Genomic DNA, 25,635 nt, shown 5'->3' on the forward strand with positions numbered 1-25,635 from the left:
GCTCTTTTCCATGCTTTTCTATTGCGATGCAACGTTTCCCCCTTGCTCTTTGGATTATGTATTGCGTGCATCGCTATACATGTATGAGTAATCATGGTGTTACAAATATTACGCCCCTACGGGGCGGGAAGCGTTGTTAGTTATTCGTGAATCGTTGTTCGTGAAACTATTGTCATGTTGAACTAAGCGAAACGTCTCATGGGGTCGATTAGAGATCCTTCGCTGCGCTCAGGATGACAGGCATGAATATTTTTGTTAACTAAACGACATTGATTCAACATTAATCAAATCGGCTTCGTAAAGTAAAACCGCCAACGGTTAACTGGTTTCAAAATTATCAATATGAAAACTATACAAAATAATTGCACGCATCAGTCGATGCGCGCAATTAGTGCTACATGATTAAATATCTATTACTTATCAGTTTTCTTGAAAAAGAAATACCAAATAAGATATGGCAGATGAAGCGAGAAGTTAACTATACCCCACCAAAATACAACCTTTTGGCTTGCAAATGCCGACGAATCCATGATTGGCGTAAAAATATCGTAGGTGGCTCTAATAAGAATGTGAATGGCTAAGGTATATACACGGGCTTGAACATATAATTCGGGTCTGCGTTTAATTACAGGATAAAGTTCGGCAGCCAATAGGATGCAAAGCGAACTTGCTGCGTATCCGGGATTTTCAGCATAAACAAAAGCAATATTCCAGCTGGTATATAGGAAGTTCCATATTGCATCGGTGTAAGCAATTAAGTCGCCAGGTTTCTCCTCGGAAATCTTCCATCCGTTCCGTTTACCCTTACCTGCTTTTACAAGCGGTATTGTTACAATAAGTATTAATCCCGATAGGCCATTGAACCAATTGCCCATTTCAAAATCCTTCAACGAGGCTTCCAGTATGTTAAGCCCAAGAATAGCATACAGAAACCATAACACCCAATCCTTTCGAAAGATTGTCCACCATCCCTCGCGCTTTTCGTATTGGGCAATACGGGCAAAGCCAACCACAAAGGCTGTAGGCAATAAAACCGAAAGTGTTTTTGCCCAACGGAACCAACCTTCAAGGTTATTAAACCATAGAGGAAAAGTAAAAAACGATAATACCCAGAATACAGCTGCAAACCTGTAATTCTTTCGCATAAACTCCACTGCCAGCATTAACAGTACAATGTAAAGTGGCATCGAAACCAAATACTGCCAAAATGGTATTGCCATAAACATCAAAATTTAAGTTTTACAATCATGCTTTAATCATATTCCAACTCATATCAAAGGCCTTATCAATACTATTGTCATCCAGAACAAAAACATTTGCCACATGCTCATCGGCAAGTTCACGGATAAAACCGAGCATGCCCAAAAAAATCATTTCATTATCAACATCTTTTCGAACCAGTCCCAAATCCTTTCCTTTTTGTATTATGTCATGAACAGGCTTTTTCATTTGTTCTGCCATTTGTTTATGGGTATCGCTGATGAACCTAGATTTATAGTACTCTTCAAGAAAGTGGCTTTTTTTGTAATGGTTAATACGATGCATTAGGTAATTAACCCAGACCCGCTTAAGTCCTTCCGTGAAAGGAGCAGTTGTGTCATAGTTTTCCAGAAACCTTTCAATACTCTCCTTATAGAGTTTTAAATACAGCTGGTTAAGTAAATCTTCTTTATTGTTAAAGTATAGGTATATGGTGCCAACTGCTATGTTTGCACGCTCTGCAACTTTTGCCATCGAAAAGCCGCCAAAACCACTATCCATAAGCACATCAAGGCTTGCCTCAAAGATTACTTCCGGTTTAGCTTCGTCTTTTTTTCTCATGTGGCAATATTAATGAATATTCATTCATTTTACAAAAAAACATAAAAAAATAACGATACTACACTGATTTCCTATTCGTTAACTATTCGTTAAAAAATAGAATATAGATTATAGAATATAGACTTTAGAATTAGATGTAAAAAAACAAATGCAGCTCCTATGAGTACTAAACAAACAGTTTAGCATACTACTCAAAGCCAGGAATAAGTAGCGATACTTTTACCGATAGCGAGTGGAATTGCTTCCCCTCAAACGATCCAAAAACACCAATGCCCCCAACAACACCTATCTGGCTTAAAAAATAGCCAATCTCATAGTAAGGTTTATAGCCTGCAGTTTTAAGGAAAACCAACTGCAAGTTTTCCAGCCAAATTCTATTGCTCAGGAATGGCAAATACTTTAAAGCAAGGTACGGCGATTGGTAACTCAGAAAGGCTTGCGCATAGCACTCCGAAGTGCTCCTGCGGTAGTAACTGATATTCTGGTAACCCTCTATAAAAGAGGGATTTACCACCGGAGAACGCATGGTGTTGAAATGCTTATAATCCACAAAGTAAAGATTCCCCTTGCTTGCGAAATCACCGTAAATAAATTTATAGGAAATACGATTACTTGGACCGGTTCTGATTGTTTGATTAACCATGGCTTCCCATCGGAGATAATCGGAATTTGAGCTAAGTACATTTGGAAAACCCTTATGAACCTGAAAGGTAATGGTTGGCCAGCGAGAGTAAAGCATTTGCTTACGACCATTGCGAATTCGGTAATGGTAAAACGGAGTGTAGCGCACCCGAATGGAACCCTCAAGCGAACTATGAGTTGATAGGTTCTGGGGTGTGACATCCTCGTTTGCAGGAACATTTGGGGTATACCATCGCAGATTCTGCTGGTAAATAATAAAATCGGTCTTATTTTGCAGCTCAACCCTGCGAGCAAACGAAACCGAGGTGTAAACCTCAAATCCGTTTAATGGGTCAATCCGGTTCGAAAACGACACATACCGGTTTTCGTAAAGTTTCATGTAGTTTCGGCCAAACCAAAGCGAGGCCGAGGTATTGGTTAATGGACTAATACCCGCATCGCCATTGAAATCGTAACTTATCCAACCCAATCGGATGGATGCTAAACCCCTATTCATATTGGCATAGGAAAACCGAAAATCGGTTTCACCCATGAGCGTTTTGCGGGCAGTTGCGTAGTATGCCGATTGTTTTATATAAATTCCATTCCTGCTGTACTGCTTACGGTAACTACCCGAAGCCCCTACTACAAAACCATCAACAGTGTTGAAGCGGAACTCATTTGGACCAGCAAAGCCCGAGAATCGAAATGTACGTTTTTTATTGGCGTTATACCAGGTGTGCCCCATGTAAAGGGTTTTAAGTAAATTTATCTTCCCGGTACTATTGGCCGAAACGCTATCGGGCGTCAACTGTAACTTACTATCTATCTCCCTATTCACTTTGAACTCTTCGGCATTAAGCGCAACAGGCCTAACCTGCTGCCACGCCATGGTGTCGGGTTTGGTTGCAACCGAGTCGACTGTAATGGATAGAGGGTTAGGCACCTCAAGCTTATTGGGAAGCGAATCGGATTGGCGTACTTGTTTTTGCATGAGCTTTTGCAGCTCATACATTTCACGATTTGTAAGATTATCCTTGGCTAGGAGTTGTTCCATGCGGGCATCTTCCCTTTGCTTTCGGGGCGAAGTATTTCTTTTGACCTGTGTATCCTCGGCAATTTGCTTTGTTTCTGCTTCTTTAATATCAATCTTAACAGGTGGTTTAACTTTTGAGTTTAGTTTTACATTCAGATACTTGATAGCCGTAACATACTGTATTCGGCCAACGTTGCCAAGGAAATTAGCATCAATATCAAAATACTGGCTGATGGGAAGCCAAGCATTACGCTCAACCTCCCCAAAGGTTTGTTTAATCCGAAATGGCCCCGCAAGCGACTGAACAGTAAAATCGATTTCATGTAGGTTCCAGTAGTCCTCCGCAACGTACATGTAGCCTTCAACCAGTTGCCTGCTTTTCCGTTTGGGAATAACCTTAACCTTAACCAGTGCGCGGTTATCCTGGAAGGCGTAACCCTCGTACTTAAACAGGTAATGGTTAAAAGCATAAGGTGCTAGGGGTAAAATGATTTCACCAACCTTAGGTTGGTAAAGATTTGCCGAAACAAAACCCAGTATATTATCGGTGCTGTTTAACTCGCCGGGAAAGTTGGAACGAATCATCTTTACCCTTTGATCAAATTTTTCGGGCGCTGTAAACTTTACGTTGTTGTAGGACTCTTGCAGGTAAAGTGAACCCTCCTTGGGCGGATTTGGGCTATCCTTTAAGCTACGCTTAACCAACCACGACAGCTTATCGACCTTGAAAGTCCCTTTAAGGTAAACCTCCGCCTCGTACTCACTAACCAGATTGCGGTAGTATGGCGCCATGGCAATTGCCTTGCGAACCACATCGTATGCAATATCTTCGCCCTTGCCTCCAACGGTTACGGGGGCAATCAGAAATGGTTTTACAGGCATGGTGATGTTTAGGGTTGCCTCTCCTACATCTATTTTAATCCGCCGCTCAACCGTTTCGTAACCAAGACTCCGAAAAACAAAGGAATACTCACCACTGGGAACCCTTAGCATGTAGTCTCCATCGGAGTTAGATGATGTCCCTTGCCTTAGCTCCTTGGAATATATCGATGCGTAAGGGATTGGCCTACCGGTATCGTCCACAATTCGGCCCTTAATAACCTGACCAAATGAAAATAATGGCATTACTACCGGTAGGATTGGGAATACTATTCGGAGTAACCATTTCTTCATTGCCTAAGCTTAGCTATTAGGATTATAGTTGATGACAAATATTTTTGTACCCAGGAAACGCTCTATGCCATGCAACTTCCCGCGTTGGTCGGGGCTAACAAAAGTAATGGCTACGCCATCGGACTGGGCACGGGCAGTACGACCAATACGATGAACGTAATCTTCAGGATCGGACGGAACATCGTAGTTTACCACTAAATCGATATCCTCAATATCGATACCGCGCGCAACAATGTCGGTAGCCACCAGAACCTGAACCTTACGGTTACGAAAATTGCGCATCACCTCCTCGCGCTGTTTCTGCTCCAGGTCAGAGTGCATGGCAGCAACGCTTAACCCTTCCTTGTGTAGTTTGCTTTCAATGCTTTTCACCTCGGCCTTGGTTGACGCAAAAACAATGGCACTCTGCACCACCTCCTTCTTGCTCAAAAGCGAGGCCAAAAGCGACAGTTTTTGCGAGGCTCCAACATGGTAAACCGCCTGTAAAATATTTTCAGCCGGCTTGGAAACAGCCAGGTTTATCTCAACTGGCTCAACAAGTATCGATTTTGCCAGTTTACGAATATTAGGGGGCATGGTTGCTGAAAACATCAGGGTTTGCCTTTGCTTGGGCAAATAGGCAATTATTGCCATGATATCGTCGTAAAAACCCATGTCGAGCATTCGATCGGCCTCATCGAGCACGAGGTGCTGAACGCCTTTAAGGTTAACGTAGCCCATTTGAATATGCTGCATTAATCGGCCCGGCGTGGCAACAATAATCTCTGCGCCATGCTCTAAAGCCTGTCGCTGCCTGTCCCAGTTAGAACCATCGTTCCCGCCGTAAACGGCTATTGAGCTAACCGGGGCAAAGTACGAAAACCCTTCAACCTGTTGATCGATTTGCATGGCAAGCTCACGTGTAGGAACAATTACAAGTGTATTGACCGACGAAGCATCATGTTCTTCAGCTGATAAGAGGCTGAGGATAGGCAGCATAAAAGCTGCAGTTTTTCCAGTTCCTGTTTGTGCACAGGCCAGTAAATCGCGACCTTCCAAAATTACGGGTATGGCTTGCTCCTGAATAGGAGTGGGTTTTGTGTACCCCATGGCTTCGATACCTTCAAGTACCGCGGGGTTTAAATTAAATCTACTAAAACTCAAATCTTTATAAATTTTTCACAAATGTAGTAAAGTAATTGAACATGGCTATGTTGAGCTTACTGACAGGAGACAAATTTGAAACCCCTTGTTACAAATCATGATTAAACTTCACTTGAAATTCAGCTAAAATTTAATATCATTGCATGAAAATTACTACTTGTCTTATAATGGAAATTATCTATAATTTAAGCATTTACCAAAAAGTAATTGGTGTTGCCTTTTTAGTATTTGTACTTATACAGCTTTACTTCTACCTGGTTTTTTACCTACGGGTTATCCGTAAAAAATTTAATGATTTACCCGAAAACGATGAGCAGTACCCACCACTATCGGTAGTAATATGCGCTCGCAACGAGGAGGAAAACCTTAAGCATTTCCTTCCCAAAGTCCTTGAGCAGGACTACCCTGACTACGAGGTGGTGGTAGTGAACGACTGTTCAAGCGATAATTCCGATCTGGTTCTTGAGAGCTTACAAAAGAAATACCCTCGGCTGCGTGTAACAACCATTAAGGAAGACGAAAAGTTTACCCATACCAAAAAATTAGCCCTTACGGTTGGCATAAAGGCGGCTAAAAACGATTGGTTGGTGCTGACTGATGCCGATTGCTTCCCAAAATCGAACAAATGGCTACGCTACATGGCGTCGAACTTCACCAATGGCACAGAGGTGGTGCTAGGCTATGGTGGATATTTGGCCGAAAGGGGTTTACTCAATAAGCTAGTTAGACTCGATACGCTTTTCATCGCTCTGAACTACTTTGGATGGGCGTTAGCCCGTAGGCCATACATGGGAGTAGGCCGTAACCTGGCCTACAAAAAATCGCTATTTTTCAAAAATAAAGGGTTTGCCAACCATGTGGGTATCGACTCCGGCGACGATGACCTTTTTGTGATGGAGGTTGCAACACCAAGCAATACGGCTGTTGAGTATCGCCCTGAGGCACATACTCTCTCAGTTCCTCGGAAAACTTATTCTACCTGGTTACGCCAAAAGCGCAGACACCTATCAACAGCCAAATTCTACAGCAGCAACCTGAAAACCCGCTTAGGGCTTGAACCATTAAGCAGAATACTTGTTTACATTCTATTTACGTTAACCCTAATTTTCAAAATTCTTCCTTTGATATCAACCGCCCTACTTTTGCTGGTAATTATTGTAAAACACACTATAACTGCCATTGCAGCAAAAAGGCTTGAAGAAAAAAAACTAATGCATATTGCTTTTTGGTGGGATTTGTTTTCTCTATATTTTTATGCTAAATTGCTAATCTTTAACACTCTTAACCGACGACAGCAGAAATGGTAATGATCCCGGAAAACCTTTCGGAGAAGGCGAAATACGACCTTGTGCTTGTGGATAAAGCAATTAAAGGCGACCAGAAAGCTTACGCTGAACTTATGGATCGCTACCGGGATGCCATATACTACATGCTGCTGAAAATGGTTAACAATAAAAGCGATGCGGAGGATTTAACCCTTGAGGCTTTTGGCAAAGCCTTCAAGAACATACACCAGTATACACCGAATTTTGCATTTAGCACCTGGCTATTCAAAATTGCGTCGAACAACTGTATCGACTTCATTCGCAAGCGCAAGGCCAACCTGATATCGATTGACCAAGGCCCAGAGGATGCCGAAGGCAACTCCATGTCGCCATCGTCCGTTATACCGGCATCGACACCTGATCCTGAGGAAAATCTAATTAAGGAACAGAACATACGCCTGATACAGGAAGTGGTTTCCAAGCTTAAACCCCGCTACCGCAAGCTCATAGAGCTACGCTACTTTAAGGAGTACTCCTACGAAGAGATTGCCGAAGAGCTAGACCTTCCGTTAGGAACCGTAAAAGCTCAACTTTTCAGAGCCCGTGAGCTGCTCTCAAACATCCTGAGCAACCTTCCGCCACACCATAAATAATACATTTTGCCATGGAACAAATTGCACAATACTTTCCTGAGCTAACACAAGCTCAACGCGATCAGTTTGCACAGCTTGAGCCACTTTACAGGCTATGGAACTCACAAATCAACGTTATCTCCCGTAAGGATATCGACAATCTGATGATTCACCATGTTCTGCATTCCTTGGCCATAGCAAAGGTTGTTCAGTTTGCCAAAGGCACAACCATTATGGATATTGGCACTGGTGGCGGTTTTCCGGGCATCCCCCTTGCCATCCTTTTCCCAAACTGTAAATTTACCCTGGTTGATTCCATAGCTAAAAAAACAAAGGTAACCTCCGAGGTAGCCAAAGCCGTTGGCTTACATAATGTTGAGGTAATCACCGCCCGCGCTGAGGATCTAAAACAGGAGTGGGATTTTGTTGTGAGCCGTGCAGTGGCTCCTGTTCCAAAGCTAATGGCTTGGGTTGAAAAAAACATTCACCCCGGGGGCATTAACAACCTGCCTAACGGCCTAATCTGTCTTAAAGGAGGCGACATAAAAGAGGAGCTAAAGCCCTACCACAAGTGGGCTACAAAATGGAATATTGACGATTTTTTTGAGGACGATTACTTCGTTGAAAAGTATGTGATACATATTGAGGTGTGAGGTAAAGGATAATGAATAAAGGGTAAAGGATAAAGGATAATGGATAAAGTGGGTTGATTCAAAATCTGGCCTAAATGGTGCTATATAAGCTTCGATGCTTTTTAGCACATTGATTATCAGTAAAATGCATATTAAAGGGTTGAGCATTATAGTAGTCGCCTATGTGTCAACTCAGCGGTTATCAAGTACCTAAACCAACCCCCTGGCTAAGGGATGTGCGGCTAACTATTTTTTGAATTTTTAACCAGGTGTTTTTTAATATTGAAAAATTGTTTTACCTTTGCGAACCCAAAATGGGTTTAAAAAAGCCATAGATTTGCTGGAAATAATAATTAGTAAAAGCATACAGAGATGAAAAGAACATTTCAGCCATCCATCAGGAAAAGAAGAAATAAACACGGATTCCGTGAACGTATGTCGACCCACAATGGCCGCAGGGTTCTGGCTGCCCGCCGTGCAAAGGGAAGAAAAAGACTGACAGTTTCCGATGAAATCTTCCGGAAATAATTACTAATCAATCATAACAGATAAAGGCGGGTAATTAACCTGCCTTTTTTGTTTTCTTGGTGTATATTTACCGCAAATTTTTAACATGGAACCCATTGTAAAAACAATAGCACCCAACATCAACGATGATTTTCTCAAACACATTACAAGCAAGGTAATGGATGGGCAACGTATACAGCCAAACGAGGCTGTGTACCTTTACGAGAAAGCCGATTTAGCCCTACTATCGCAATTGGCAAATATTACAAGTGGCAGGATAAATGGCGATTACGTTCTCTTCAACAAGAACTTCCACATAGAGCCAACCAACCTGTGTGTTTTTAACTGCAAATTCTGTTCGTACCATAAGGGTGCTGGCGACCCTGAGAGCTGGGTTTATAATCTTGACGATATCAAAAAAATTGCCCTCAACTACCAAAATAGCGATGTTACAGAAGTACACATTGTTGGCGGTGTTCACCCAAAATGGGATTTGGACTACTACGGGAAAATGATTAAAACCGTTAAGGAGATACTTCCGAACATTCACGTTAAAGCCTTCTCGGCCATTGAACTCGACTATGTGATTCGTAAAAGCAAGCTTTCGTACGCGGAGGGTTTGAGGAAACTCAAAGAGTATGGTTTAGATTCCATCCCCGGCGGGGGTGCTGAGATTTTCGACCCGGCCGTGAGAGCCAAAATATGCCCCGATAAAGCATCGGGCGAAACATGGCTGGCAATCCACAAAGCAGCACATCAAAATGGCATACAATCCAATGCTACCATGCTTTATGGCCACATTGAGAGCTACAAGCATAGGGTCCAACACATGGAGGCCATCCGCAACCTTCAGGACGAAACCCATGGTTTTAACTGCTTTATCCCTCTTAAGTTCCGTTCCGCAAACAACCCCATGGGATACCTAGGCGAAGTTAACCTAACCGAGGACCTTCGCAATTTTGCAGTATCCCGAATCTTCATGGACAATATTAAGCATCTAAAGGCCTACTGGCCAATGCTCGGGATACAGAACACCCGCCTTGCAATCCATTTTGGCGCCGATGATATTGACGGAACTATCGACGATACCACAAAGATATACTCCATGGCCGGAGCTGAAGAGCAAAAGCCAGTAATGACAGTTAACCGGTTGACACAACTTGTAAGAGAAGCGGGTAAGATTCCGGCCGAGCGCGATTCGCTATATAATATTATTAAGGTATACAGCTAATTGGTAGCATTATTACATGTTTATGCTATTTTTGTATCATGTTTAATTACCTTGCATTATGACAACCAAAACTGCATTCGAGAAAGTAAAACAGTACCTTCTGAAGATATACAAAATCCCCTACGTTAACACCATAATAAATGGATTAGGGTTGATTCTTGGAGTACTTATTGTACTCATGATCTTTCTGAGGATATACACCAGGCATAACCAGGAACAACCAACACCAACACTTTTGGGTATGGCAGTAGAGGAAGCAGCTGAGGTGATTGCCGATAACAACTTGAGGATTGAAATAGCCGATTCGGTTTACATATTTAACAAGAAACCGGGAAGCGTAATTTCCCAGAACCCCGAACCTGGCACCATGGTTAAAAAGAACCGAAGGGTATTTGTTACCATCAACGCCAAAAACCCTATCAAAATTGAAATCCCCAATATTGTTGGCTACACGCTGAGACAAGCAAAGGCTATCCTTGAGCAGGAAGGCTTTGAGGTTGGCACCCTATACTTCCGCCCCGACCTAGGGCTAAACAATGTTCTTGAACAACGCTTTGAAGGCAAAACTGCGGAACCTGGCACACGCATCCCCAAGGGCTCAAAAATCGACCTGGTTTTAGGTCAGGGTATGCAGGGCGAACGTACAGGAATACCGCTACTCATAGGTCTTAAGCTTAACGATGCAGTAAGCAGAATAATTGAAGCATCGCTCAATGTTGGTAGAATAAGGTACGACGAAACAATAATTACGCACAACGACTCGTTAGATGCTAGGGTGTATAGCCAGTACCCTGCCTACATGGAGAACGCAACCCTTGGCTTTGGAACTAGGGTTGATATATGGCTTACACTAAACCAGGCACGCATACCAAAGATTGAGCATGCGGACTCGGTTAACACAATGCCGGCTAAACATGCCGATGAAATTATTGAATAGCAATACAATGCGGAAAGCATTAAACATTCTAGGATTTATTTTTGTATCATCCCTATGCTATGGGCAGGAGGTTCTGGTTAACCTTTCGGGCTATCGTACCATAAGTGATGTTACAAAGAAAAGTAATTACACAAAAACGAATCTGTCATTACCATTTTTCGACGATTTTGCCCGAAATACCCCCTATCCCACCCCAGAGCTCTGGGAACCTAGCAATGCGATATCCAATAAGACCTATGCCATAAACCCTCCTACCATTGGGGTGGCAACATTCGATGCAGTCAACCGCAAGGGAGTTTTACATCAGCACCTAACCACCACCCCTCAGCCTGCCGATACACTAACATCGCTCCCCATAAACCTAAACTACCCTGCAACCGATAGCATATACCTATCGTTCAGCGTTCAACCCGGAGGGTTGGGTTATCAGCCTAGCCCAAATGACTCGCTGGTACTTGAACTATTTAGCCCATCGGAAAACCGCTGGGTTAGAGGCTGGGCTTCATCGGTTGACTTCAACGCTAACAAGATCGCTTTTTATAACCACCTGCTCAACCATAAGGATGAGAAAAGTTCCACTAAGCTCGACTCAACATTCTTTACAGTTAACATCAATATTGATAATCCCATTTTCTTAGAAAACGGTTTCCGTTTTCGCTTTATTGGGTATGCTTCGCTCATGGAGAATGCCACTGTGCCCGGCTACAAAACCAACTCCGACCATTGGCATATTGATATGGTTTACCTGAACAGGCTCCGTAACTGGGACGACACCATATACAACGACATTGCGTTCCGCAAACCAATAAAATCGATACTGAAGAACTACACATCGGTTCCATGGACACATTTTGCCGATGCTGAAGTTTCTGAAATTAAGAATCCCCGCGAGTTTTCTATTGTATACAACAACCTTGGTCCCACCACATGGAACGTTACCCGCCGCTTTGCGGTTACCAACCTTTCAACCGGCAACGAATACACGTTTTCTGGAGGAGCCGAAAACATTTATGGGTATGAGGAATTCACATACACCCGACCATTCGACTACACCTTCACCTCTGCTTGGCCCGACTCCGCCAAATTCCTGCTCAAAACTTTTCTCCAAACGGATTTTGATGAATCAACCAAGCATTTAAGGTACAACGACTCGCTGGTTCACCAGCTCAACTTCTACAACTACTACGCCCTCGACGATGGTTCGGCCGAAAGCGGCTATGGCCTTTTTGGCGAGGGTACCATTAACGCCATGATTGCCCAAAAGTTTTACAGCTACAAGGCCGACAACCTGGTTGGCGTAATGATTTACTTTAACCGCAGCTACCAGGATGCCAATAACGAGCCCTTTAAAATATCCATTTGGGCCGATAACAATGGCAAACCGGGTGAACTACTCTACCAGAGAAGCACAACCCGCCCCCTATTCACCGATAGCCTGAACTGCTTTACCGTTTACCGTACCGACCCCGTTTCGATACCCGTTGGCAACTTCTACATAGGATGGCAGCAAAGTACCATTGAGTTTTTGAATGTTGGATTTGACCGCAACACAAATAGTCGGGAGAGAATTTTTCACACCCTACCCGGTTACTGGACAAACACCCAGTTTGAGGGAACTATAATGATCAGACCTATTTTTGGCAAGCTTTACCAAAATCCCACCACTGCACCTATATCTACTACCAGTAACATCAGGGTTTATCCGAATCCGGCAAGCGAAAAGATTTATATCGATGTTGGTAATGGAATTGCTGTAAATTCATACCAACTAATTTCTATAACCGGTCAGGTAATTGAGTCTAAATCGGTTTATCAGAACGAACCTATCGATGTTGAACACATCCCAACAGGAATGTACCTACTAAAGGTGAACCTTGCCAACGGACAATCCCTTACTTCCAAAGTGATTATTAAGCGATGAACCAAAATCGGCTGCTTGACCCCGACGATGACTTGGAAAACGGAACGGCGGAACAGGCCGACCTGTATGAGCATTTCCGCATTGAGGTTGATAAGGGACAAACACCAACGCGAATCGATAAATTCCTTACCGATAAGATACGGAATGTGAGCCGCAACCGTATTCAGGGGGCTGCCGATGCGGGCAATATCCTGGTTAACGGAAAGGCCGTTAAATCGTCGTACAAGGTAAAGCCGCTCGATACCATTTCCATTGTTCTGGCTTACCCACCCCGCGAAACCGATATCAAACCCGAGAATATCCCTATCGAAATAGTTTATGAGGACGAAGCTTTACTTGTGGTGAATAAGCCTGCAGGAATGGTTGTGCATCCGGCACATGGTAACTTCACCGGAACATTAGTTAATGCCCTACTTTACCACCTGCGCGACGTTCCGCTCTTCAAGAGCGGCGAAGTAAGGCCCGGGCTGGTTCACCGTATCGACCGCAACACATCGGGGTTGCTGGTTATTGCCAAAACCGAGATGGCCATGAATCGCCTAGCCCGGCAGTTCTTTGAGCGAAGCACTGATAGGCTATACATTGCGCTTGTATGGGGCGATATGGAAACCGATAGTGGAACGATTACCGGTCATATAGGCCGTAGTATCCGTGACCGAAAAAAAATGCAGGTATTCTCCGATGGCGAGCAGGGGAAGCATGCTGTAACGCACTGGAAGGTAATTGAGCGATTTGGGTTTGTAACCCTTATTGAATGTAAGCTGGAAACTGGCCGTACGCACCAAATACGTGCCCACATGGAGTACATCAGGCATCCGCTTTTCAGCGATGAGGTTTACGGAGGCGATAAAATCCTAAAGGGCAACCTAACCACAAAGTACAAGCAGTTTGTGGAGAACTGCTTTGAGCTATGCCCCCGCCATGCCCTGCACGCCAAAACGCTCGGGTTTACCCACCCACTCACCAACAAGAAAATGCACTTTGACTCGCAGCTACCATACGACATGTCTGCGCTGATTGAGAAATGGAGAGCATACGGCAAAGGGGTTTAAGTAAAGGTTTGGAATAATTCCATTTGCAGTTTTAATCTACCTTTTGATCAGCTACCATATTCTCAATTTTAATCAAGGGCTTGTAAAACTATAAGAATTAACCTGTTCTACTTATCCGCTCCAGCTGACTGAAATTAAGGATTTCAACCCTATTACCGCTTATATCAATAATTCCATCGTTCTTAAACTCCCTGATGGCGCGTATAACGCTCATAACCGAAACCCCAGTATATTCAGCCAAATCCTTACGGCTCAAGGTAAGGTTAAAGGGGTTAGCCTTGTAAACCACTCTATAGAGGTAAAGGAGCGTATCGGCAAAACGCCCATTTATTTGCTTATGGGTAAGGCTTACCAGCCTGTCGTAATTGTAAAGCGTACACTGATTAAGCTGGTTTACCACCTCGGCGGCAAATTCGCCATTCTCGTGAATAAGTTTTTCAAAAGCATGCCTGTCGATGGCGCATATGGTTGTATTGTCAAGCGCAGCTACGGAGTAGTCCAGAATCTGGTTTTTGAAAAGGAAGGGTAAACCAATCAAACTGCCCACACCAAATATGCTCAAAATAAGGTTACTGCCATCGGGCAACTCCTTGTAAACCTTAACCATCCCGCTTTGCAAGTAAAGGATATGGGTATAAAAGTTTCCTTGCTTGGCAATCATCTCCCCCTTGCGGTACGATATTTCAGCCCTGTTGCTATTAGCAAAATCAAGCTGAGAGTCGCTCAGCTGCCTAAAACATTCTGACTTGTTATTGCAAAGCAGGCATGATTTTTTTGACTCAACCATCTGTTAATGAAATTACAATTCAAGAAACGGTGATGTAAATCATCGTTTTTATCAACATATGTTAATTGAAAACCTTTGCAAATTTAATCTTTTTACCCTAATATGTTACTGCTTTAATTATTTGTTAGTCAAATAACATATCTACTTTTACATATCTATATATCTGTTTATTTTAATTCACAAAACAAACTATAAACCAATGAATATCAGAAATGTAGCAAACCTGTTTGTTTTACTTTTCCTGATTTGGTTGCTGCTTACGGGTACGCTTGAGCTTACAAGTCTACTATTGGGCTTGGCACTTGCCGTTACTCTTGCCCTAATTTTTGGGAAGAATAGCAACGTTTTTGGGAGGTTTCGCATGACCCCTAAGGTGTTCGTTTACTCATTAATCTACCTTTTTGTGCTTAGCTGGGAGATAGTAAAATCGAACATCGATGTGGCGCTTAGGGTGTTAAACCCTAAACTTCCCATAAACCCAGGGATAGTAAAGGTTAAAACACGGCTTAAATCGCCCATAGGGCGGATGATTCTGGCAAACTCTATCACCCTGACTCCAGGTACACTTACCATCGACATCAAGGATGATGAGCTGTACATCCACTGGATTGATGTAAAAACGCTTGATACCGAAGAGGCAAGCCGGAAAATTCTGGGAAAATTCGAAAAGTTGCTGGAGGTGATTTATGGTTAACACCATTCTAATTATGGCAGGTGTGCTCATGGCCTTGGGCATCCTGCTGGCATTGCTCCGATTCATAAAGGGTCCCGATGTCACTGACCGAACCATTGCTTTTGATGTGATGACCGTGGCCTCAATATCGGTAATTGCTCTAATCGCCCACTTTGCCGGTAGAATTATCTATCTGGATGTGGCTCTGGTTTACGGTTTACTCAGCTTCCTGAGCGTAGTAGTAATAGGTAGGTATATCGAAAGGGGGTTGTGATGGAAATACGTGAACTTATAGGAGCATCGGTAACCCTTGTGGGTTCCATCTTCATATTTTTAGGTGGCCTTGGCATAGTTCGCATGCCTGACCTGTTCAACCGCATTCAGGCTGGTACCAAGGCGTCGACCCTGGGAACCATTCTTAGCCTAATTGGGCTAGCCATAGTAAATCCTGCCTGGATTTGGAAACTGCTAGTCATTATGTTCTTTGTGCTTATCACCAACCCGGTTTCATCGAACGTGATTTCGCGTGCTGCACACTTTAGGGGTACAAAAATGACCGATAAAACGGTTGCCGACCTCTTGGTGGAAAGCGAAAACAAACCTAAGGAGGAATAGCTATGAGTTTAATTCTTGCAATATTTCTAGGAGTAGTTATCCTTGTGCTGGCAGTAACTGCCATCTACCACAAGAACACAAAGGTGGCCATTATTGCCACTGGGGCAGTTGGGCTTTTTGCATCGGTACTGTACCTTTTACTTGCTGCACCCGATGTAGCACTAACCGAAGCATCGATAGGTAGTGGACTTTCCACGATTATTTTCTTTTACGTTTTAAACAAAATCCGACACTCCAATGACTAAGAAAGGAATGTTATTGCTACTACTGGTTGGGTTTGTTGCTGTAATCAGCAGTTTACTCATCAACTTTACTGGGAGCAATGAGCTTAATCCGCTGGCGCGTTACTACGCAGAAAACGGACCTACCGAAGTGGGTGCAGCCAACCTGGTAACTGCCGTGGTAGTTACTTATCGTGGATTCGACACCCTAGGCGAGGTCACCATTTTGTTCATTGCTGCGGCAATTGTGGGCTTCTTTCTAAAAGTAATGAATGCCGATAATGGAAGGCCCAACAAGCTAAGGAAAACAAGCGAAATTCTGGAAACAGCATCCACACTGCTTGTGCCAACCATTTTCATGCTGGGTGTTTACATTTTTGTAAATGGGCACCTTACCCCTGGCGGAGGTTTTCAGGGTGGTGCTGTTATTGCCACAGGTGTTATGATGATAATACTTGCCCGACCCGCCTCAAGGTTTAACCACAAGCTGATATCGGTTCTTGAATCGGTATCAGGAGTTGGATTTGTTGCAATGGGAATACTGGGCCTTATTCTGGCTAGCGGTTTCCTAAACAACGCTTTTTTACCACTGGGCAAACTCGGAAGCCTTTTAAGCGCAGGCGCCATTCCAATAATATATGTTTTCATTGGCATTAAGGTTGGCTCTGAGCTAACAGGCATACTCGATTCACTTAAGGAAAACCAAAACGAGATTTAGCTATGGCGCAATACCTTACACTTGAGTTTCTTGCCATGCTTATAGGCTTTATGCTGATAGTAGTTGGCTTATGGGGTATGATTACCCAGAAAAACCTGATAAAGATTGTAATTGGTTTCAGCCTGTTCGATACTGGCCTTAACATAGTGATTGTTAGCATGGCTTATATTAAAAACAGCACCGCACCAATTATCGATAAGGCTGTAGATGTGTCGCAAGCTGCAAGCAAAGTAGCAGACCCTGTGCCACAAGCGCTTGTTCTCACCTCAATTGTAATTGGACTAGGCGTTACAGCCCTTATGCTTGCATATGTTTTGCGAATGTATAGGGAGAAAAAATCACTTGATATTAACTCATACACCGATTTGAAATGGTAAACCCAATACATATAGTTTCCATAGCGCTGGGAGTAGCTTTTGCGCTTGGATTTTTAGGTAAAAGGGAGAAGTTAGCCCTTGGGGTTGTTTACACCGCCCTGGCAGCCATGATTGCCATATCGGCAGGTTGGTTAAGCCATTTCTGGGGCAATGCAACAGAATCTGTTCAGATTTTTACCGGGGGATTTAAACCACCCTTTGCCATTAACCTGCAAATGGGCTTAGCCGAATCGATATTTACGCTTCTTATTAATACAGTTGGATTACTTGGCGCTATCTACCTGGCTAAAGAGCTATTGCACGCTGGCAAAAATATGATGATTGTGTTTCTAGTACTAGTATTAGGCCTAAATGTAATGGTAATGACTCGCGACCTCTTCAACCTATTTGTTTTTATGGAGATACAGAGCATTGCCATTGCGGGTTTGGTAATACTTAACCCTGACCGTAAATCGATTCCGGCAGGTTTTAAGTATGTTATTGCCACCGGCTTAATCTCAGGACTGCTACTACTCGGAACAGTTTTCATTTACTACTTTGGTGGCACACTGAATATCGACTTTATAAGCCAGGCATCGCTTTTATACATTAAAGGTGGATATGTAGCAATTTTTCTGGTCCTACTATCCATTGTGTTGGAGCTAAAACCATTCCCAGCCAATGGATGGGCGCTAGATGTGTATGAAGGTGCACATCCCGGAATTGGAGCTTTAATATCAGCGGCATCGGCCACTGCAGGAATTTTTGTTCTGGACAAGTTGATGGTGTTTGGAAATTTTACCCTTTTCAATGCCCTAAGCATAATTGGAGCCATAACCTTTATGGCATCGAACCTGCTTGGGATTAAGCAGGAAAACACCAGGCGGCTTCTGGGCTACTCATCGGTAGGGCAAATTGGTTTAATTATGACCATAATAGGGTTAAAGCCTTACCTTGGTGAGAATACAAAGTTTATTGCATTGGCCATCCTCCTCTCGCATTACCTGGCTAAAGCTGGTTTGTTTTGGCTTGCAGGCATTGTAAATGCTGATAAGTTAAAGGATTGGGGTGCAATTAGAGGCCATCGAATCTACCTTTTCCTGATGGGAACTTTTATTTTTACTCTGGTTGGATTCCCTCCATTCCCATCGTTTTTTGGGAAATGGCAACTGGTAATGCAACTGGCAAGTAACCACCATTTCTGGTTACTTGCAATAATTCTGCTTGGGTCGCTCTTTGAAGGGGTTTACCTGTTCCGGTGGTTGGGTTATGCAATCAAATGGGACGAGGTGGAACAGAATTACCCTAAAATCAAACTACATCAGTTTATACCTACTGCATTATTTGCTGGGTTGACATACGCTTTAGGATTTTATTTTGGAGAGATTACAGGTTACAAATCTACCTTTATATATATGGCTACCGCATTCATTGCATTCCTTTACATAGTTGATTTTTTACCTGTTTACATCAAAAACACCTTAGCCATTGGAGCAATGGCGTTGTACTACTTTTCACATCAGGATACATTCCATGGGTTAACCAGTATCTTCTTTATCATTTTTGTAGTTGGCGGTATAATTACTCTCCTGGCCGGATACACTTTTAAGGGTAAACGTACTGGATTTTACCCGCTTGTAATGATGATGTTTGCTGGATTAATAGGGCTACTCGAGGCTAAAACCACACTGGAATTCTTCTTTGCCTGGGAGTTAATGACTGCAGGCTCTTACTTCTTGATTATCAGGGGTAAAAAATCGATGGAGCATGCATTAAGCTACATCCTTTTCTCGGTTGGGGGAGCCTACTTAATCCTGGCTGGTTTTAGCATTGCACAGCTAGGCCATACTGGTATGGGACTTGAAATATTAAAGGACATACATTACTATGCTCCAATTGCATTTACCCTAATGGCAATAGGTTTCATGACCAAACTTGCGTCAATAGGCCTTCATATTTGGCTACCAGGCGCGCACGCTGAGGCCGAGGCCGATGTATCGCCAATGGTTTCGGCAATTCTCCTGAAAGCCGGAGTGTTAGGATTGGTAATGCTATTCCTAAGCATGGGGCCACAAAAACTATTTGGCATCGATGTCCTTTATGCGCTAAGCTGGGTAGGTGTTCTTACCGCTCTTATGGGTAATATGATGGCGGCATTCCAGGAAGACGCTAAAAGGCTATTAGCATATTCAAGCATAGGCGTATTGGGATATGCACTTTTTGGTTTAACCATGATGTCGCACCTTGGTTGGTTAGCATCCCTTTCAATTGTGGTCACACACTTCATGTTCAAATCCTTACTATTCCTAGCAATTGGAGGTGTTGTAATGCGAACCAAAACCAAGTATATGTATCAGATGGGTGGTTTGATTAAGCAAATGCCTTTTTCGTTTGTATCGGTACTGATTGGTATCATAGTAATTGCAGGATTGCCACCCTTAACAGGTTTTGGCGGTAAATGGTTAATGTTCAACGCCATCATGCAAAACGGATGGTACTTTCAGGCCGGAATTGCTTTTTTTGCAGGGGTAATCTCGTTCCTATACTGTTTTAGGCTTATTCACACTATCTTTTTGGGGCAACCCAAGGATGAACTCCGAAACGTAAAGGAAGCTCCTTTTTGGATGCTTGTTCCTCAATATATAATAATTACAGTACTATTGGTTCTTTCAGCGCTACCAAACTCAATGCTAAAACCAATTGGGCAAATTCTGTTAAACTACTTCCCTGAAGGTGCATTGGTTTGGCATGGGCAATTAGCTATTGGACCATTTGGGTATTGGAATGGTAAACTTATACTAGCCATAGTGGTGCTTATCTTTGGTGCCGTCTTTGCATGGCTGTACATCATAAACCGGAAAGCCCAAAAGGTAAAGCAGTTCAATATTGTATATTCTGCTGAACGTCCATTCCGCCCTGAAACCACCCATTTTGCATATAACTTTTACGCACCCTATAAAAAGGCCGTTGGATTCCTAGTAGCTCCGGGTATAACCAACTTTTGGGATGCTGTTGGCGAAGGCGCACATGCTATAGCCGATAAAATCAGGAGCATCTACAATGGTAATGGACAAACTTACCTAGTTCACATCCTAGGGTTTACTGTAATAGTTTACATCTTAATTAACGGAGGATTCTAAATGGAATTTGGAATTAAACAAATACTATACTTGCTGCTAACCCTTTTTATAGTTTTAAATTACGGGCTAATTCTTCAGGGCATTATGCCCAAAATAGCAGCAAGAGTTGGGAGACGTTATGGTATAAGATGGTATCAACCATACCTCGACTTAATAAAGAATCATGCCAAAAGGAGCAAAATTACACATGGTGTAATGTACTACTTAGGCCCAGTTTTTAGACTTACCGGAGGAATTGGACTTCTTTTTTTCCTTCCTGTAATATATGGTTCCCCTATTTTTGATAATCTATCGTTTGCTGGGGACCTTACCCTTGTTCTTTTCTTTCAATTCTTTGGTGTATTGGGTATGGCCTTAGGGGCAGGTGAAGGTGGACATCCATATTCGGCAATTGGGGTTTCCAGAGGTCTTTCGCAGGTTACTGCACTTGAGCTTCCTCTTACCCTAGGAGTAATATCAATAGCCATGCAGTACCATACCCTCAATATTAGCGATATTGTTGCAGCGCAACAAGGCGGTATATTGAACTGGACCATTTTTACTAATCCCTTTGCCGGTGCCGCTCTAATGCTCACCTTTTTAGGTTCCATGGGACGTGCTCCCTTTGATGTTGTTTTAGCGCCACAGGAAATTCCTATTGGCCCACCCACAGAGTATCATTCTGGATTTCTAGGTGTGTTGCAGCTTAACCGAGCTATTTTCCCTGTGGCAAAGCTAATCCTATTCATGAACTTACTGTATGGAGGTGCAACCAGTTGGCCCGAGCTATTCATTAAAACCTTTTTCATATACCTATGGTCAATTTTTGTTGGGGTTGCTTTTCCCCGCTTCAGGGTTGACCAAAGCGTTCGCTGGTTCTTAGGCGTTCCACTACTTTTTGGAATTATAGCCATTCTTTTAATCTGATTATGAAATTAGTAATATCACTATAACCATGAGTAAAAGTGATTTAGAGAAAAGGACAGTAATGTCGCCCGATGGGGAACCAATAGAGATAAATCCGCTTCAGGACTACTTTTGCGACGCTCGTCCAAAAGTTCACGAACCGGTACTTCCCATATTTGAAAAATTTTTGAACTGGGCCCGCTCGGAATCGTTATGGGTGTTAGGCTTTGGCACCGGTTGCGGTGCCATTGAGATGCGTCCGCTCATGACCCCACGGTTCGATGCGTACCGTTTTGGCATACAGTGGCGCCCCACACCCCGTCAATCGTCGGTATTCATTATATCAGGATATCTTTCCGTTAAAACCCTGAAAAGGGTTATCCGCAGCTACGAGCAAATGCAAAATCCAAAGTTTGTTATTGCTCTAGGCAGTTGCACAATAAACGGCGGAATGTATTGGGATAGCTACAATACCATCAAAAGACTCGACCATTACTTACCGGTTGATGTTTATATTGCAGGCTGCATGCCACGCCCCGAAGCTATTTTGGCTGGGTTTGAGAAGCTGAAAGAACTTATTCGCCAGGGCAAGGGTGAAGGGGCTAACCTTTATGCCAAAAACTTTGACTGGTATAAGGCAAATCAGAAAAAGATTATTAAGGATTGGGATATGCCCGATTATAACTGGTAAAAGTTACGACCATGAACACACCACTTGATAACATAAAAACCGTTTTCCCTAATGCCGAAGTGTGGACACAGCGTCAAGGGCTCTACCACATGAGCATTCCAAAGGAACAACTGGTAACCCTGGTTACTCACCTCAAGGAGGTTGAAGGCTACCTTCATCTGGTTCAGCTTACTGCCGTGGATTGGATTGAAAAAAATCAATTCCAGCTCACCTACATCCTTAACAATCCCAGTAAAAGGAATGATGTAATGGTTAAAACTTTTATCCCAAGGGATAAACCTACAATGGACACCATTCATCACCTTTGGGAACAAGCTGCAACCTACCAGCGTGAGCTCCGCGAAATGTTTGGCATTGACTTTCCCGGTAGCCCAAGGGTTGATAAACCCTTTATACTGGAGGGTTGGGACAATATCCCACCCTACCGCCGCGACTTTGATACCAAGAAGTACGCTGAGGAAACCTACTTCCCTCGTCCGGGAAGGGAAACTCATGATCCAAAGGAGTATATGAAGAAAAAACTTTACCCCGATGAAATTTAGCAAACTGTTCAAGATAAACGAGGATAGAAGCCTTTACCCACCGCTTAACAGCGAGGGCAAGGTAGATATTGACCTTAGCTCACATAAGTATGTGAAGCTATGGCATGGCCCACAACACCCGGGCATAACAGGGAACATGTCGCTTGAGTTAACCCTTTTAGGCGACGAGATTATGGATTGCGAAACCCACGTGGGATACCTACACCGCGGTTTTGAGAAGTTGATGGAGCGCCGCAAATGGATTCAGTGCTTCCCCATTGTTTGCCGAATTACCGTTCCTGAACCCGACTTCAACGAGTACTGTTTTGCTGCTGGGGTTGAGGAGTTGGCTGGGATTGAGATTCCTGAAACAGCCCAATGGCTTAGAACTCTTACATTGGAAATGGCACGCCTACAAAGCTACCTGATGTGGATAGGCGGACAAGCCGGCTCGCTGGGAATGGGAATAATTGGACAGTGGAGCAACTACTGCCGCGACCTGGTTCTCGACCGCTTTGAGGAACTTACCGGTGGACGTATATACCACATGTATATCATACCCGGAGGAGTTCGAGGACTTTTGCCCGATGGATTTGAAGCACGAATGGAGGAAACCCTCAAAACAATTGAGGAGTTTATGGTTGATATTGACAGGGTGATGTTCAACAATGCAGTTTTCAAGAAACGCACTGTTGGTATGGGATATATCGACCCAAAATGGATTTACCAGTTTGGCATTACCGGCCCTAACGCGCGTGCGGCCGGCATCCCCGATGATGTTCGTAAAAAGTACCCTTACCTGAAATACCCCGAGCTCGACTTTGAACCTGTTGTGGGGAAGGATTCCGATATCTATACCAGAGCCGATGTCCGCCGTCGCGACCTTTTACTTACTGTTGACCTAATCCGTCAAATTCTTGCTAAGATGCCCAAAGATGGCGATTTTAAGGCGCCAACCCCAAATGTTTTGCACTGGAAAGTCCCTGCTGGCGAAACCTTTGTGAGGTCGGAATGCACCCGTGGCGAGTTCGCCTACTACATTGTTTCCGATGGCAGCGAGTACCCCCGCCGTATTAATGTTCGCGGGCCAAGCTACACCCATGCCGTTGCATTGCTTGAAAAAATGATTATCAATACCAACCTTGCCGATGTGGCTGGCCTTATGACCTCGTTGCACACCTATCCACCTGAAATTGAAAGGTAATTTATTGAAACGTAAGTAAAGTATGGCACGAATAAAAGATATCATAAGCCCCTTTACCGCATGGAAAAATGTGGTTAAAGAGCCTGTAACCATTAAGGAACCCCTCAAGAGAGAGGCTGCACCCAGATACCGGGGTTTCCACAAGAACGATGTTGATACCTGCATAGGGTGCGGAACATGCGAGTCAATATGCCAGAATGCGGCAATCGATATGGTTCCGGTTGAGGGCATTGAGACAAAAAATGGTGATAGCGGGTTAAGACCCCGTATCGACTATGGCCGCTGTTGCTGGTGCGCACTTTGCGTTGATGTTTGCACCACAGGCTCACTGTCCATGTCGAATCACTTCAAGTGGGTCGACTCCGACCCAGATGTATTCCGGTTTATTCCCGGGGTCGACAAAAAAGAATGGGACGACGAACCCAATGGCTACAAAAAACCTGGGCCAAACTACGAGCTCTACAGCAAGGAGCGAGTTCACATGCCCGAGCTTAAACCCGAGGAACGCGACAAGTCGTTCATCGAAATTGTTCGCGGCTATTCCAGGGAACAGGCCATAAAGGAAGCCGACCGCTGCGTAGAATGTGGAATTTGCGTTGCAACCTGCCCGGCACATATGGGAATTCCAGAATACATTAAAGCAATACGAAACGACGACCTGAACGAAGGGTTACGCATACTCTACGACACCAACCCGCTGCCTGAGATTTGCGGCCGCATTTGTACACATAAGTGCGAAACTGTTTGCTCCGTGGGGCATCAGGGCGACCCGCTCTCCATACGCTGGCTTAAACGCTACATTGCCGACCAGCAACCCGCTGAGAATTACAAACAAATTCTGGAAACCGAGAACATCAGCAAGAATGGTAAGCGGGTAGCCATTATTGGAGCCGGACCTGCTGGCCTATCGGCTGCCCATTACCTTGCCCTAATGGGCTACGAGTGCACCATTTTCGAGAAATTACCATTGCCCGGCGGAATGATGCGCTATGGAATTCCTGAGTATCGCCTACCCTACGATGCCCTTGACAAGGACATTGATTATATCAAATCGCTGGGCGTTGAAATCCGGTGCAATACTACCGTGGGTAAGGATATCACTCTGGAGGAGCTGCACAACCAGTACGACGCCGTGTTTACCGGAACAGGCTTACACCTTGGTCGTAGCACCCGCATTCCCGGTACTGACCACCCACATGTTTACCAGGCAGTTGACCTGCTCCGCGATGTAACCATGGGCAAGGAAATTCCTGCTGCCCAGAGTATTGTGGTTATTGGTGGCGGTAACGTAGCTATGGATATCACCCGAACGCTTGCCCGAATCCAGAACCAGAGGTATGGCAAGGTGAATATCATAACCACCTCGCTGGAATCGGAAAATGAGATGCCAGCTGACCGCGAGGAAGTTGTTGAGGCCCGCGAGGAAGGTGCCACAATCATTCCCGGATGGGGACCCGTTAAAATCGAAATTGAAAACAACAAAATAAAAGGCTTACATGTAGTTAAGTGCGTTTCAGTGTTCGATGAGAATCGCCGTTTCAACCCCAAGTTTGATGAAACGCAAACCGATTTCTTTGCCGGCGAAATGGTGGTTGAGTCCATTGGACAGGGAATGGATTTAAGCTACCTACCCGAGAGCATCAAGGATAATCTTAAACTCGACAGCCGCGGACGAATAGTAGTTAATGACTACTTCCAGTCAAGCGTCGAATGGCTCTTTGTGGGTGGCGATATCATTCAGGGCCCCGATGTTATACATGGTATTGCAAACGGCCATAAAGCAGCCATTGGAATCGATAGGTTCCTGGGTGGCAAAAAGTAAAAGAGGTCAATCAACTTAAACTTAAAACGAT

The 25,635-nt window shown here is 43.9% G+C and carries 25 protein-coding genes; 20 read left to right on the forward strand and 5 right to left on the reverse strand.

Annotated elements, in window-relative coordinates; translation table 11 throughout:
* Window positions 1-413 precede the first annotated feature (413 nt).
* From AB6811_RS09665 to AB6811_RS09680, 4 genes are all read right to left on the reverse strand, one after another.
* A complete protein-coding gene (locus AB6811_RS09665; RefSeq protein WP_369490251.1) occupies window positions 414-1,220 on the reverse strand; it encodes a DUF5692 family protein in 807 nt (268 codons plus the stop codon).
* Window positions 1,221-1,245: 25 nt separating this feature from the next.
* A complete protein-coding gene (locus AB6811_RS09670; RefSeq protein ID WP_369490252.1) occupies window positions 1,246-1,821 on the reverse strand; it encodes a TetR/AcrR family transcriptional regulator in 576 nt (191 codons plus the stop codon).
* Between the two features lie 187 nt (window positions 1,822-2,008).
* On the reverse strand, window positions 2,009-4,651 hold the full coding sequence (locus tag AB6811_RS09675) for a DUF5686 and carboxypeptidase regulatory-like domain-containing protein (protein ID WP_369490253.1): 2,643 nt from the start codon (window positions 4,649-4,651) through the stop codon (window positions 2,009-2,011).
* A 9-nt stretch (window positions 4,652-4,660) separates the two neighbouring features.
* Complete coding sequence (locus AB6811_RS09680) at window positions 4,661-5,740, reverse strand: DEAD/DEAH box helicase (RefSeq protein ID WP_369490254.1); 1,080 nt, start codon at window positions 5,738-5,740, stop codon at window positions 4,661-4,663.
* 197 nt (window positions 5,741-5,937) lie between these two features.
* On the opposite strand from AB6811_RS09680, the gene AB6811_RS09685 reads away from it, so the two are divergent.
* The 8 genes from AB6811_RS09685 (at window position 5,938) to AB6811_RS09720 (ending at window position 13,971) form a co-directional block, all read left to right on the forward strand.
* Window positions 5,938-7,101 (forward strand): glycosyltransferase, encoded by a 1,164-nt coding sequence (locus tag AB6811_RS09685; protein WP_369490255.1) that lies wholly within the window; start codon window positions 5,938-5,940, stop codon window positions 7,099-7,101.
* Window positions 7,095-7,712, forward strand: coding sequence for an RNA polymerase sigma factor (locus tag AB6811_RS09690; protein ID WP_369490256.1), 618 nt, complete (start codon window positions 7,095-7,097; stop codon window positions 7,710-7,712). The genes AB6811_RS09685 and AB6811_RS09690 overlap by 7 nt, the downstream gene beginning before the upstream one ends.
* Before the next feature lie 11 nt (window positions 7,713-7,723).
* A complete protein-coding gene (gene rsmG, locus AB6811_RS09695) occupies window positions 7,724-8,344 on the forward strand; it encodes a 16S rRNA (guanine(527)-N(7))-methyltransferase RsmG (RefSeq protein WP_369490257.1) in 621 nt (206 codons plus the stop codon).
* A 351-nt stretch (window positions 8,345-8,695) separates the two neighbouring features.
* On the forward strand, window positions 8,696-8,851 hold the full coding sequence (gene rpmH, locus AB6811_RS09700; RefSeq protein ID WP_369490258.1) for a 50S ribosomal protein L34: 156 nt from the start codon (window positions 8,696-8,698) through the stop codon (window positions 8,849-8,851).
* Between the two features lie 85 nt (window positions 8,852-8,936).
* Window positions 8,937-10,061 carry a CofH family radical SAM protein gene (locus tag AB6811_RS09705; protein WP_369490259.1) on the forward strand — a complete coding sequence of 375 codons (1,125 nt, stop codon included), beginning with the start codon at window positions 8,937-8,939 and terminating at the stop codon, window positions 10,059-10,061.
* Window positions 10,062-10,119: 58 nt separating this feature from the next.
* On the forward strand, window positions 10,120-10,998 hold the full coding sequence (locus AB6811_RS09710) for a PASTA domain-containing protein (RefSeq protein ID WP_369490260.1): 879 nt from the start codon (window positions 10,120-10,122) through the stop codon (window positions 10,996-10,998).
* On the forward strand, window positions 10,982-12,919 hold the full coding sequence (locus tag AB6811_RS09715) for a T9SS type A sorting domain-containing protein (RefSeq protein ID WP_369490261.1): 1,938 nt from the start codon (window positions 10,982-10,984) through the stop codon (window positions 12,917-12,919). Before AB6811_RS09710 ends, AB6811_RS09715 begins: the two co-directional genes overlap by 17 nt.
* Window positions 12,916-13,971, forward strand: a complete 1,056-nt coding sequence (locus AB6811_RS09720) for an RluA family pseudouridine synthase (RefSeq protein WP_369490262.1) — start codon at window positions 12,916-12,918, stop codon at window positions 13,969-13,971. Before AB6811_RS09715 ends, AB6811_RS09720 begins: the two co-directional genes overlap by 4 nt.
* Before the next feature lie 97 nt (window positions 13,972-14,068).
* Here AB6811_RS09720 and AB6811_RS09725 read toward each other — a convergent pair whose 3' ends face one another.
* Window positions 14,069-14,758, reverse strand: coding sequence for a Crp/Fnr family transcriptional regulator (locus AB6811_RS09725; RefSeq protein WP_369490263.1), 690 nt, complete (start codon window positions 14,756-14,758; stop codon window positions 14,069-14,071).
* A 199-nt stretch (window positions 14,759-14,957) separates the two neighbouring features.
* Between AB6811_RS09725 and AB6811_RS09730 the strand changes: the two genes are divergently transcribed.
* The 12 genes from AB6811_RS09730 to AB6811_RS09785 are packed head-to-tail and all read left to right on the forward strand — an operon-like array spanning window position 14,958 to window position 25,604.
* Window positions 14,958-15,452 (forward strand): Na+/H+ antiporter subunit E, encoded by a 495-nt coding sequence (locus tag AB6811_RS09730; protein ID WP_369490264.1) that lies wholly within the window; start codon window positions 14,958-14,960, stop codon window positions 15,450-15,452.
* Window positions 15,445-15,705: an MrpF/PhaF family protein gene (locus AB6811_RS09735; protein ID WP_369490265.1), complete on the forward strand. Its 261-nt coding sequence runs from the start codon at window positions 15,445-15,447 to the stop codon at window positions 15,703-15,705. Before AB6811_RS09730 ends, AB6811_RS09735 begins: the two co-directional genes overlap by 8 nt.
* Window positions 15,705-16,046 carry a monovalent cation/H(+) antiporter subunit G gene (gene mnhG, locus AB6811_RS09740; protein WP_369490266.1) on the forward strand — a complete coding sequence of 114 codons (342 nt, stop codon included), beginning with the start codon at window positions 15,705-15,707 and terminating at the stop codon, window positions 16,044-16,046. Before AB6811_RS09735 ends, mnhG begins: the two co-directional genes overlap by 1 nt.
* A gap of 2 nt (window positions 16,047-16,048) precedes the next feature.
* The gene (locus AB6811_RS09745) at window positions 16,049-16,291 is read left to right on the forward strand and encodes a Na(+)/H(+) antiporter subunit B (protein WP_369490267.1); all 243 of its coding nucleotides are present in this window, start codon (window positions 16,049-16,051) and stop codon (window positions 16,289-16,291) included.
* On the forward strand, window positions 16,284-16,985 hold the full coding sequence (locus AB6811_RS09750; RefSeq protein ID WP_369490268.1) for a Na(+)/H(+) antiporter subunit B: 702 nt from the start codon (window positions 16,284-16,286) through the stop codon (window positions 16,983-16,985). The genes AB6811_RS09745 and AB6811_RS09750 overlap by 8 nt, the downstream gene beginning before the upstream one ends.
* Before the next feature lie 2 nt (window positions 16,986-16,987).
* On the forward strand, window positions 16,988-17,362 hold the full coding sequence (locus AB6811_RS09755) for a sodium:proton antiporter (RefSeq protein WP_369490269.1): 375 nt from the start codon (window positions 16,988-16,990) through the stop codon (window positions 17,360-17,362).
* Complete coding sequence (locus AB6811_RS09760; RefSeq protein WP_369490270.1) at window positions 17,356-20,481, forward strand: proton-conducting transporter transmembrane domain-containing protein; 3,126 nt, start codon at window positions 17,356-17,358, stop codon at window positions 20,479-20,481. Before AB6811_RS09755 ends, AB6811_RS09760 begins: the two co-directional genes overlap by 7 nt.
* A complete protein-coding gene (locus AB6811_RS09765; RefSeq protein WP_369490271.1) occupies window positions 20,482-21,387 on the forward strand; it encodes a respiratory chain complex I subunit 1 family protein in 906 nt (301 codons plus the stop codon).
* Window positions 21,388-21,415: 28 nt separating this feature from the next.
* Complete coding sequence (locus AB6811_RS09770) at window positions 21,416-22,057, forward strand: NuoB/complex I 20 kDa subunit family protein (RefSeq protein ID WP_369490272.1); 642 nt, start codon at window positions 21,416-21,418, stop codon at window positions 22,055-22,057.
* An 11-nt stretch (window positions 22,058-22,068) separates the two neighbouring features.
* On the forward strand, window positions 22,069-22,599 hold the full coding sequence (locus AB6811_RS09775; protein ID WP_369490273.1) for an NADH-quinone oxidoreductase subunit C: 531 nt from the start codon (window positions 22,069-22,071) through the stop codon (window positions 22,597-22,599).
* Window positions 22,589-23,782, forward strand: coding sequence for an NADH-quinone oxidoreductase subunit D (locus AB6811_RS09780; protein ID WP_369490274.1), 1,194 nt, complete (start codon window positions 22,589-22,591; stop codon window positions 23,780-23,782). Before AB6811_RS09775 ends, AB6811_RS09780 begins: the two co-directional genes overlap by 11 nt.
* A 22-nt stretch (window positions 23,783-23,804) precedes the next feature.
* Window positions 23,805-25,604: an FAD-dependent oxidoreductase gene (locus AB6811_RS09785; RefSeq protein ID WP_369490275.1), complete on the forward strand. Its 1,800-nt coding sequence runs from the start codon at window positions 23,805-23,807 to the stop codon at window positions 25,602-25,604.
* The last annotated feature ends 31 nt before the right edge of the window (window positions 25,605-25,635 follow it).

The sequence above is a fragment of the Tenuifilum sp. 4138str genome, from assembly GCF_041102575.1.
Lineage (GTDB): Bacteria > Bacteroidota > Bacteroidia > Bacteroidales > Tenuifilaceae > Tenuifilum > Tenuifilum osseticum.